7 protein-coding genes and 1 pseudogene are annotated in these 10235 nt (G+C 61.6%); 4 read left to right on the top strand and 4 right to left on the bottom strand.

Features of this window, described 5'->3' with window-relative positions; all coding sequences use genetic code 11:
* Positions 1 to 290: 290 nt before the first annotated feature.
* Together HNO80_RS16725 and HNO80_RS16720 are read left to right on the top strand one after the other, a co-directional pair.
* On the top strand, positions 291 to 2282 hold the full coding sequence (locus HNO80_RS16725; protein WP_175323981.1) for an alginate O-acetyltransferase AlgX-related protein: 1992 nt from the start codon (positions 291 to 293) through the stop codon (positions 2280 to 2282).
* Positions 2279 to 3049, top strand: a complete 771-nt coding sequence (locus HNO80_RS16720) for a class I SAM-dependent methyltransferase (protein ID WP_175323980.1) — start codon at positions 2279 to 2281, stop codon at positions 3047 to 3049. Before HNO80_RS16725 ends, HNO80_RS16720 begins: the two co-directional genes overlap by 4 nt.
* A 33-nt stretch (positions 3050 to 3082) precedes the next feature.
* Here HNO80_RS16720 and HNO80_RS16715 read toward each other — a convergent pair whose 3' ends face one another.
* The 3 genes from HNO80_RS16715 to kdsA are packed head-to-tail and all read right to left on the bottom strand — an operon-like array spanning position 3083 to position 5422.
* Positions 3083 to 4060 carry a KpsF/GutQ family sugar-phosphate isomerase gene (locus HNO80_RS16715; protein WP_175323979.1) on the bottom strand — a complete coding sequence of 326 codons (978 nt, stop codon included), beginning with the start codon at positions 4058 to 4060 and terminating at the stop codon, positions 3083 to 3085.
* The gene (locus tag HNO80_RS16710) at positions 4047 to 4574 is read right to left on the bottom strand and encodes a KdsC family phosphatase (protein WP_175323978.1); all 528 of its coding nucleotides are present in this window, start codon (positions 4572 to 4574) and stop codon (positions 4047 to 4049) included. The genes HNO80_RS16715 and HNO80_RS16710 overlap by 14 nt, the downstream gene beginning before the upstream one ends.
* Complete coding sequence (kdsA, locus tag HNO80_RS16705; RefSeq protein ID WP_175323977.1) at positions 4571 to 5422, bottom strand: 3-deoxy-8-phosphooctulonate synthase; 852 nt, start codon at positions 5420 to 5422, stop codon at positions 4571 to 4573. Before kdsA ends, HNO80_RS16710 begins: the two co-directional genes overlap by 4 nt.
* A gap of 59 nt (positions 5423 to 5481) precedes the next feature.
* Between kdsA and kdsB the strand changes: the two genes are divergently transcribed.
* Positions 5482 to 6225, top strand: a complete 744-nt coding sequence (gene kdsB / locus HNO80_RS16700) for a 3-deoxy-manno-octulosonate cytidylyltransferase (RefSeq protein WP_175323976.1) — start codon at positions 5482 to 5484, stop codon at positions 6223 to 6225.
* 269 nt (positions 6226 to 6494) lie between these two features.
* Positions 6495 to 6999 (top strand): annotated as a pseudogene (locus HNO80_RS18010) (transposase); the annotation flags it as partial.
* A gap of 94 nt (positions 7000 to 7093) precedes the next feature.
* On the opposite strand, the gene HNO80_RS16690 reads toward HNO80_RS18010, so the two are convergent.
* A complete protein-coding gene (locus HNO80_RS16690; protein WP_175323974.1) occupies positions 7094 to 10150 on the bottom strand; it encodes a glycosyltransferase in 3057 nt (1018 codons plus the stop codon).
* Between the last annotated feature and the right edge of the window lie 85 nt (positions 10151 to 10235).

Below are 10235 nucleotides of genomic sequence, written 5' to 3'. Positions count from 1 at the left end.
AACGCGGCCCGCACCGCCGCAAAGAAAGGCGCACTAGCATGGTAAAACCCTCGCCGGACGTCACCTTGGTCGTCGGCCCATCGCACGTCGCCCGATGGCAATGTCAGGTGCGAGACGGCGTTGTCGGCTCCCCCTTATCTTGGGACCGTTTCATTGGGCTCGCCGGAGCGCCCATGTGGCACGCGTCCCTGCTGAGACAGGCAGTAGACGCGGCGGGGGCTGAGGGAAGCGTCGCCGTTCTCGTTGGGGACTTCCGATTCGGGAACGGGATCCTTCTGGAGGATAGGGACGTGTCCGGAACCCTACTGGACGGGTTTGTTGCGATCGACCCCGGCGCGATGACACTGGAACACGACCGTATGATGCTCGACCGCGGGCTGGCCGGCATGCACGCCTGGCATGAGACCTTCGGAGACCGCGCGTGTTACGTGCTCTGGGATGCTTTTGGACGGCAGGTCCACGACCGCCTCGCGGGCCGACACATCGCTGGTGGGCCGTACAGGCACCCGGTATTCAACTATGACGAGATCGCCGCGGCGCTCCCAGACCTCCGTATCGTCGATCTGGCCCCGCTGCTGCGCCTGCCGATGCATGAAGTGCAACGTCTATTCGTCGACGCAAGCAATCACCCGTCGTACATAGGGTACCTGCTTCTCAATGGCCTGATCTGCGACGGGCTGGACGTGCTGGAGGCCTACGAACGGGCGGTGACGACGGCCGAAAGCGAGCTGCTCGATCTCGCGCGAAAGCTATCCCAGGCTGCGGGACGGAAGGTACTGCTCACGGGCCGTTCGGTATGGTTGGACACTTTCTCGCGATACATGGGCGCCACCGGTCTACAGCGGCTCACCGAAGCCGGCCTGATTTTGGCTCCGTTGGATCAGGTGCCGGGCCAGCGCACGCCGGCGCAGATGGTGCAAGATGTAGATCTGGCGCAGTGCGCTGTGGCTGTGCTGTCCGCAGGGGGGGCTGACTTATCGGTGCATCTCGCCAGTGCGTTCGGCATGGGGGCGACTCTTTGGTCGGATACTCCGGTCATCGACTGGGAGTACGCAACCCAAGCTACGATCCGCGGCCGCGGCGAAATCACCGATTTCATTCGCCTCGATCCGAATCTGCCCTTGAGGGCCGATGCACTGAGCCCCGTCCTCGACCCATCGCAGATCGAGTTCGGCCGCGCGGGAACGCCCTCCTGGTTAGGTCTCACCGGCCTGCTGCGACGCGTCGCCGAGGGCGCATGGTTCAGACTTATTTCGGGCAAGGAGCTATGGCGAATAGAGAATGAGGTACTCATAACTTACAACGGCGTGGCATTCCTGACGGGCGGCAACCATCAGACCCTCAAGTATTCAACCGGAGAGTTAAAGCCTTCCACTGAATCACTGCAAATATTCTCGGATAACATCGAGGCACGATCCCAGCAGACCAGCGCTCGTGGAATTCCATACATGCACGTCGTCTTCCCCGACAAGCAATCGGTTCTGGTGGACGAGTTCCCTATCCACCCTGTTGTCAAGCTTGGCGAGACCTATCTCGATCACATTTCGGCGGTTGCCGCTGCTTGCACCCTCTATCCCGCGGATGAGCTTCGAGCCGTTGACGGCGCATGCATGCCCCTCGACTCTCATCTATCTGACACAGGCTCGTTGGTGGTGCTTCGTCAGATGCTGAATGCCGTCGGAGTCGATGCGCCCCGTGCACTGTCAATGATCGAGCAGCGCATAGATACACCGCGCCGTTGGCCCGGTGACCTCGGCGGCAAACTTGACCCTCCGCCCTTCCAGGAGGTACTCACCCTCGCTCCGGATTGGGAGTTGCTAGAACTCAACAGTGGAGGCGGTTTCAACGACGGCATGATCGACATTCTGTTCAGTCCGAACGCTCCGGTCAACCAAACTGTACTGCTGTTCGGAGACTCGTTCTTCCGCATGATGCTAAAACATCTCAGCGGTGTCTTCACGCGCGTCGTCTGCTTGCGAACCAGGTTCTACCATCGGGAAATGGTTGAACTTGTCGATCCGGACATTGTATTTACGGGCAACGCTGAGCGCTACCTCTCTCAGGTGCATTCCGACGATGAGGCCATCCCCTTCATGCTCTACCGCCCGCTGCGCGGCATCCCGGAGCAGTTCCATCCCACTTTTCTCGAGGCCTGGCGCAGCATCACCTCGCCCCGCAGCGCTCGATCAAAGACTTACTTTGCGGATCAGAATGGAATGAGGGTCAATAGCATGCCGTCGGGAGCGGAATTCCTCCGAACTATGCCTCAAGCATCCGAATGACGACGGATGCTCCACATGCCGGCGACAAGGCAGAGCCAGGTCCCGTTTCACGGTCGCGAGCTTGCTACGACGCGGCCCCGTTCTTGAGTCTTAAGCACACCACGTACTTCTCGGTGTACGACCAGCTGTTCTCTCGCTTCATCGGCAAGTCTCCGGTGATCGTTGAGGTGGGTGTCCTCAACGGCGGCTCCCTGTTCATGTGGCGGGAGTTTTTCGGCCCGGATGCCAGAATTATAGGTGTTGACCTCAATCCCGATGCTACCTGGCTGGGCGATGAGGGCTTTGAAATTCACATAGGCGACCAATCCGACCCATCGTTCTGGGAGGGCTTCTTCCGGCAGGTAGGTGACGTCGATATCTTGCTCGACGATGGCGGACACACGTATCCCCAGCAGATCGTTACCGCTGCATCGGCGCTCGACCACATCCGCAACGATGGACTGTTGGTTGTCGAGGACACGCATACGTCGTATATGACGGAATTCGGGGGCCCGAGCGACAATTCTTTCGTGAGCTGGGCACTCAATCTGGTGCACGGTGTCAACCACCGTTTCTTCGCCTTCGTCGAGGACCACGACCCGGAGTTGCGGGTGTGGTCAGTGCAGTTCTTCGAGTCGATCGTCGCGTTCCACGTGGACCGCCCTCTCGCGACCGTCGTTTCCCACTCCACGATGAACAACGGCGAGGGGCGCGACGCGAAGGATTTCCGCTACCACTCGGAGAACACCATGACCGACAACGAGCTGAGGATCTACTTCAAGCACTGACCGCATGCAGGAGCGGCCAAAGTCTGCCATGCTTCAGCGGCGGGGGGAGGGCTGGTTGGTCACCACGCCGAGCACTTTCTCGCCGTCAGCGACGAGCACAGACGAGATCCGACGGCTTTCCATGAGCGCCAAGGCGTCCTCCATCCGCGTGGTCGGGGCGACCATCGTGGGCGTCGTCGTCATGATGTCTGCTGCCACGAGCGAGAAGAAGGCGTCGCCATAGGCCTGCACGGCCCGACGGATGTCGCCGTCGGTGATGATAGCGGGGCCGTTCGGCGTGGACACGAGAGCGATGCCGAGCTGGCTCTTAGTTATCTGTCGGATGACCTCGAGGATTCGGTCGGTAGGCGAAACCCACGGAAGGCTGCTCTTAATCATCACGTCGGTCACCAGCTCAAGGAGCCGTCGCCCGAGCGATCCTCCAGGGTGTAGACGGGCGAAGTTCTCAGGCGCGAAGCCGCGCGCTTCCATGAGAGCAACCGCGAGCGCATCGCCCATCGCGAGCGCGGCAGTTGTGGAGGACGTCGGCGCGAGGTTCAGCGAGCATGCCTCCTTAGCGACCGAGACATCCAGGTGAAAGGTCGAGTGGCTCGCTAGGGTCGAGGTGGGGTTCCCCGTCATCGCGAGGATCCGATTACCGTTGTCGAGCAGGAAAGGCAGCAGAGCGACGAGCTCCTGCGTCTCTCCGGAATTGCTGATGCCAAGGAAGTAATCGGCTTCCGTAGCCATCCCGAGGTCGCCATGGAGTGCTTCGGCCGGGTGCATGAAGAAACTCGGCGTGCCAGTGCTCGCAAGGGTAGCGGCGATCTTGCTGCCGATAAGACCCGACTTGCCCATCCCGCACACGATCACGCGGCCTGAGGAAACGAGGATGTCCTCGACTGCCCCCTCGAAATCAGCGCCCACGCGCTCAATGAGGTCGGCTACGCCCTGCGCCTCGGCGGCGAGTACCCTGCGGCCGGCTTCCGCGTGCTTTCGTGCCGGGCTGAATGTGGCGTCACTGAACGACATGGCTGCTTGTCATCGTTTCTACTAGGGGCCTGTACATGTCCTCGAGGCTCAGCCCGTGTGCTGCGAGCACATGCTCCGCAGCCTCTCGGGCGACGCCACGCCCACCTGGGCGGGTCAGCACGACGTCAGCTGCGGCGAGCACTACGGGGTGGGCATCGCTGGGCGCGTAGAACCGGCCCACGATACCCGCAAGCGGCAGATCGACGACGTCGTCTCCGACGTACGCTACCTCTTCGCTAGAAATACCCTGCTCCCCCGTGATGGCCGCAAGCGCCTCGATCTTCCCTAGCGTACCGGTCACCGCGACATCGAAGCCGAGCTGCTTGATCCGTGCGTCGAGCGGTGCGCTCGTCTTCCCTGACAGGACGCCGCAACGGATCCCGTGTACACGCAGGAGCGACACGGCGAGCCCGTCCTGCACATGGAAACCTTTGACGGCCTCGCCAGACCCGTCCATCCAGATGGTGCCGTCGGTGAGCACACCATCAACGTCGAAGAGGACGAGCTTGATCACGCGATGTCCAGCGCCGGGAACGACTTAACGAGATCATCGATCGCCTTGACCTGCCCGAGGAACCCTTCGAGCGCGCTCAGCGGCAACGCGCTCGGACCGTCGCACCGTGCGTTGTCCGGGTCCGCGTGCGCCTCGACGAACAGCCCCGCGATGCCGAGCGCCATGCCGGAGCGGGCGAGTTCGACAGCCTGACGCCGCCGTCCTCCGGAGGCGGCGGCGCCAGCCTCGCGGCGCTGCAGGCTATGTGTGACATCGAAAATCGCGGGTGCACCGCCGCACGCCTCGACCATCTCACGGAAGCCGAGCATGTCCACCACGAGGTTGTCATAGCCGAACTGCGAGCCGCGCTCGCACAAGATCACCTGCTCGTTGCCCGCCTCGGCCAACTTGCGCTGGATGTGGGCCATCTGGCTCGGGCTCAAGAACTGCGGCTTTTTGACGTTGATGGGACGACCCGTCTTCGCGAGCGCCACGACGAGGTCGGTCTGGCGGGCGAGAAACGCCGGCAGCTGCAGGACGTCCGCCACCTCAGCGACGGGAGCGGCCTGCGCGGGTTCGTGGACGTCAGTGATTACCGGGACACCGAACTCCGACTTGACGGCGGCGAAGATCTTTAGCCCCTCGTCAAGCCCGACGCCACGATATGAATCCACTGAGGAGCGGTTCGCCTTGTCGAAGGACGCCTTGAATACCAGCGGCATTTCCAGCTTGGTGGTCACCTCGACATAGCGTGAGGCCGCTCGGAGGGTCGAATCGAGGTCTTCGATGACGTTTATCCCACCGAAGATCACGCAGGGGCGGTCATTGGACACAGCAATGTTCGGCCCGACGGCCACGGTTTTTGACATGCACCGATCCTACTAGACTAAATCAATCTCACGTTCCCGATTATTGAGGATGCCCCTTTATGCGAGCTCTCGCCGTTATTCCCGCCCGATACCTGAGCACCCGGCTTGAGGGCAAACCGCTGCTCGAATTGGGCGGGCGAACCGTAGTGCAAAGGGTATGGGATGCGACGATCGCCAGCGGTGAGTTCGACGACGTCGTCGTCGCAACGGACGACGAACGGATCTTCGAGGCCGTGCAGGGGTTCGGCGGCGAAGCCGTGATGACGTCACCGGCGCTGGCAAACGGAAGCGAGCGGGTCGCCGCAGCGGCCGAATTGATGCCCGGAGAGTACGACGTCGTCGCGAACGTCCAAGGGGACCAACCGTTCGTGTCCCAGGCCGCGCTCAGCGCGTTGCTCGCCCCGTTCCGTGAGGGTGAGACTGCAGACATGACGACGGTGGGGATGCCGCTCCAACCCGGGCTCGCCGACGATCCCAATACGGTCAAGATTGTCACCGATGCGCATGGCCGTGCTCTGTACTTCTCCCGCTCCCTCATCCCGGCGAACCCGCGCGGAGTCGACCACCCGTATCTTCAACACCTAGGGCTGTACGCCTTCCGTCGCGATGTGCTGCGCCGGTTCCCGACGCTGACGCCCACGCCGCTGGAGCGGGCAGAGAACCTCGAGCAGCTCCGTGCGCTCGAACATGGTCTCGTCATCGTCGCCCGCGTCGCCGAGAGCAGCAGCATCGAGATCAACACCCCTGAGGACTACGAGCGCGCCCAGGCCTGGGTGAGCGAGCACGAGGGTGCGCAGTCCTGACCGAACGAAGGACCGAAACGACCGCTGGTCCGGACGGACGGACGGCATGTCGCAGAGGATCTATCCCCATCTGCGCGCTAGGCACTCCCCCTTCGTGTGTGAGCATCAGCACCAGACCGCGGCGGTGAGCGCGGTTGCGCGCCAGGAAGGCGCCTCCCGCGAGCCGGAGCAGCTCTGACTCGCGTGAGACGAGGTCGATGACGGAACTCCAGGGCGTGATCAGCGAGGAGTCTGCCGAGATCAAGTGTCTTAAGGCCGAGAGGTCCGCCGGCGCCAACGCCGACGGACACCGCGAGGTCCTGGCCATTCAGGCCTCCTCCGCCGAGGATGGTCCGGCTGGCTGGGCCCCTTCCGCGACCTGACCGCCCACGACCTGACCGGGTAAAAGCTCGTGACTACTGATGCCCACGCCCGGCTGCTCGCTGCGATCGGGGCGACCCTGACCGGCGCCGTGTGGTAGCGCTGCCGCATGCAGTACGCGGCGAACCTCGTGGCGGTGACCCCAAAAGCATCCGGACCGCAGGTGAAAACCCTGCTCCGCTCGGTGTCCGTCCAGCCTGACGCCGCCGGCCTGCACGCCCAGTTCGGCCGAGTGTTCAATGCCATGGCTGAGAAGCTGCCCCGCGCCGCGGCCAACTCACGGCCGCCCGGAAGGACACCCTCGCGTCAACGTCATTCCCAAAGGGCCTGTGGCGCCCGGCGTGATCCGCCAACCCGCAGGAACGCCTCAACCGGGAAATCTGCCGTCGCGCCGACGTCGTCGGAACTTTCCCGACCACACCACGCCGCGGTCAAAGCTATTGCGACTACGCCATAGTCATCGATGTCCGATTGAGCGAGACATAATCGAAGTCCGTTTAAGCCAGACCTAAGAGGCTGGTCGCGGGGACTGTCTGTGTTCCAGAGCAGCTTCCAGGAGTATCCCGGCTCGGATGTCAAAGTTATGTTCATCTCTGACCATGCGACTGATGGAAGCCATCTCAGCATCCTCCGGGAAGCCACTAGGATCCTTAAGGATTGCGTCAAGCTCCGCCACCGATGTGTACGTCCGTACTGCCCCCTTGAAGATCTCATCGATGCCGTCAACGGCGTCGCTAATCACTCGGGCACCCGATGCCACGGCATCGTATAGGCGATTATTGGCGAATCCCCATCGAGCCATGTCATCGAAGTGGTCGTTGAGGACCACGCGGGAAGAACTGTAGACCCCGGATAGGTCGTCGTTGTCTACGAAATCAGCCACGACCATGTGGGCCGGAATGAACCGCTCCCAGCGAGGTCCCCACACGCTTACGGTTTGGCCGAGCTCTAAGCAGTCGGTGACAATCTTACGACCGACGGGTTTCCGCGGCCCACCGACGAAGGACAAGCCGTATAGCGGCTTTTCGCCAGTAGCCAAATGGGGTCGGAACCGGCGGGGGTTTGTAGCTTGCGGCAGGTATCGCGCTTCGATCCCCCATTGATCTCGCACGTATTCGCACCACACTCGGGAGGCACCGAAAACGACGTCGAAACCGAGGAGTTCCTCTCGAGTAATCATGTCCGGTCGGCTGATCGCCCACAAGATATTCGTCTTCCCTGGCTGCGGACGACAGGAGTGCAGTCCGCGAATAACTACCACGACGTCATCCAGGTGGTTTGACGGCCGGGAGAATGCCAAAGCTCTATCCACCACGACTTCTTGGCCGCGAGCGGTAAGGGCCTCCGCGAGATCCGCAGCGTATGGGACATCGCCCCAACGGTCACCACCGACGGTGAAGTCAGCGCCGATCTTGATCGCCCAGCGCAGGCTGGGTTCCGAACCTATTCTTGCCCTTCGCCTAGCGAGAACCGGGACCACAGGCTGAATGTCTGGATTTCGTGGCGAAGTGAACCCCACAACCTCTAAGTCAAGGTCCCCGTAGTGGGCCTCCACCGATCTGGCGGGCACCACAGGAGGGCTCAACCACTCGGCATCTGTCGCGGCTAGAGGCGGCCGCTCCGCGAATTCGTCTGCTGAGTGGTCTACGGCTAGGGCGGACGTCTCAACAACGAACTCCCCGGCAGCGGACACGTTGAGCCGCCTTAGGAAATCCGTCACCGCGGCCTCACCCGCAAAGATCGGGTTGAATCGTCCCAGGTGCTCAAAGCTAACCGCCCGGACCACGAAGGCAGACGTCGTCAGTTCGTCGATCCCTCTGCCGCTGTGACGGCGGGCGTCGGCGACATTTAATCCTTGGAACAGAGGAATAGCGAGACTGTTGCGGCGGACGACCGCGCCCGCCGATACGACGATACCGGCGGGATCAGTCAGGAGCGGCTGCGCCGCCGCGACAGCTGGATCCTCGAGTTGCTCAATGAGCTTCGCCAGCGTGCCTTCGCGGACCTCAACGCTTTCCTTGGTGAAGAGAAGAAGCGGGCCGGCCGCATGAACCGAGCCAATATTGTAGGAAATAGCCTCGGTGTATCGCCTGGGAAGTTTGATGTACTTGAGCCCGGGTATTCCCGCCAGGGCGGCACGAAGACGCATGGACGGGCGAAAGCCCTGAAGTTCGTCCAGAACAACGAGTTCGGACAAATCAGAGCCGGCCGTCTCATGGATTCTGCGGACATTTCGAATCGCAAGCTCAACTTTGTCTGTGACGCGCATAATCACGGACAGCGAAGGAGACTTCAGCGGCTGGGTGAGAGCATCAGGAAAAAACCTACCTTGCACATTCTTGCCAAGAACCGCGTACTCCCAGTTCCCCGATTCCCGTCGAGTGATTCGGTCCTCATTCTGATCGTCCACATAGTCGCATCCGATAAACGGAAAGTACTCTATGCCCGTCGTCTTGGTTATTCGAAGGACAAGGTCGTAGTCAACCCACCGGCGAAGAGACGGGTCAAACCCGCCCAATTCTCGGACGAGGGAGGCCTTCACCACGAGAACGTTGAGATCTACATAGTTCCGGACCAGCAACTGGTTGGCCGTGATCGGCTGGCCGGTATATTCCTCTCGGGCGTTGAGCATGCGGACGGCGGAGTAGGCGGCCTTCCCGCCAGACGCAGCTAGCCCCGCGCACATGTTCCGAAGAAAGTCGGGGCGCCACGTGTTATCGGAGTCAAGGAACGCTACGAACTCGCCCCGGCATTCCTCAATTCCGCGGTTGCGCGCTGCACAGACCCCCAGATGACCCGCCTCGACCAAACGTATCCGTCCGTCACCGCTGGCAAACGATTTCACGACGTCACGCGTGCCGTCCGTGCTACCGTCGTCGACGACGATGAGCTCCCAAGATTCCAGGCTCTGCTGGCGCACCGATTCGATGGCATCTGCGATCACTGCTTCGCGGTTCCACGCGGGCATGATGATGCTAACCAGAATGCCTGATTCAATCGGAACCACTGGCACTTCGTCTACGCTTTCGAGCCACTCATTTTCTGAGGTTTCCGCCCATACCGACAGTCGCAGCGGCTTCTTTCCCAACTCATACGATTTAGCCGTCTTGGCATGGGAAATAAGTAGTGATCGAACTTCCGGCCAGCTGGGCGCTGTGCCCGGCAGATTGTGCGGAACGGGAAGGAGTCGCGCCTTATTAGGGCGGTACCGGGACAGCAAGACCGACCCCTCGGAGCCTGGTTCGGTGAGTCGAGAGGGATCAAAAAGCCACGACCAAGAGTGCTCACGCGACTCCGGGCTCCGGAGGTAAGTGAGCAGGAACTCCACATCGCCAGCCTTGTATCGATCGCGCACGTGCGCGGGAAACATTCCCAAATCGAAGAGGGGGTGGAAGCTGAGACCGACCTTCATGCCAAATTGAACGAAGTGGCGCGCAGCGATCTGCTTCGATTCGAACTCTCTACCGCACTCCGCTGCATAATACTCGGCGTCAAAGATCTCGGTGTTCAGGAGCCGCTGGCTGCGAGTCGGACCGGTCTTCGGGGTGGAGCTAGGGACACTCATCTGCAAAAATATTCCTTCTCATCGCTCTCAGCGCCACAGGGACTCTCGCATCGCTATGGCAAGGCGCTTGGACCGTCCAGTCGGC

The organism is Arthrobacter sp. C9C5 (assembly GCF_013359735.1).
Classification (GTDB): Bacteria; Actinomycetota; Actinomycetes; order Actinomycetales; family Micrococcaceae; genus Arthrobacter.
The sequence above is the reverse complement of the archived record's forward strand: the minus strand, read 5'-3'. Positions and strand labels throughout refer to the sequence as shown.

Bases quoted from the DNA above. Each gene is read 5' to 3' on its own strand.
- kdsA (WP_175323977.1), bottom strand. From the start codon at position 5,422: ATGTCAAAAACCGTGGCCGTCGGGCCGAACATTGCTGTGTCCAATGAC.
- kdsB (WP_175323976.1), top strand. From the start codon at position 5,482: ATGCGAGCTCTCGCCGTTATTCCCGCCCGATACCTGAGCACCCGGCTT.
- HNO80_RS16715 (WP_175323979.1), bottom strand. From the start codon at position 4,060: ATGTCGTTCAGTGACGCCACATTCAGCCCGGCACGAAAGCACGCGGAA.
- HNO80_RS16690 (WP_175323974.1), bottom strand. From the start codon at position 10,150: ATGAGTGTCCCTAGCTCCACCCCGAAGACCGGTCCGACTCGCAGCCAG.
- HNO80_RS16720 (WP_175323980.1), top strand. From the start codon at position 2,279: ATGACGACGGATGCTCCACATGCCGGCGACAAGGCAGAGCCAGGTCCC.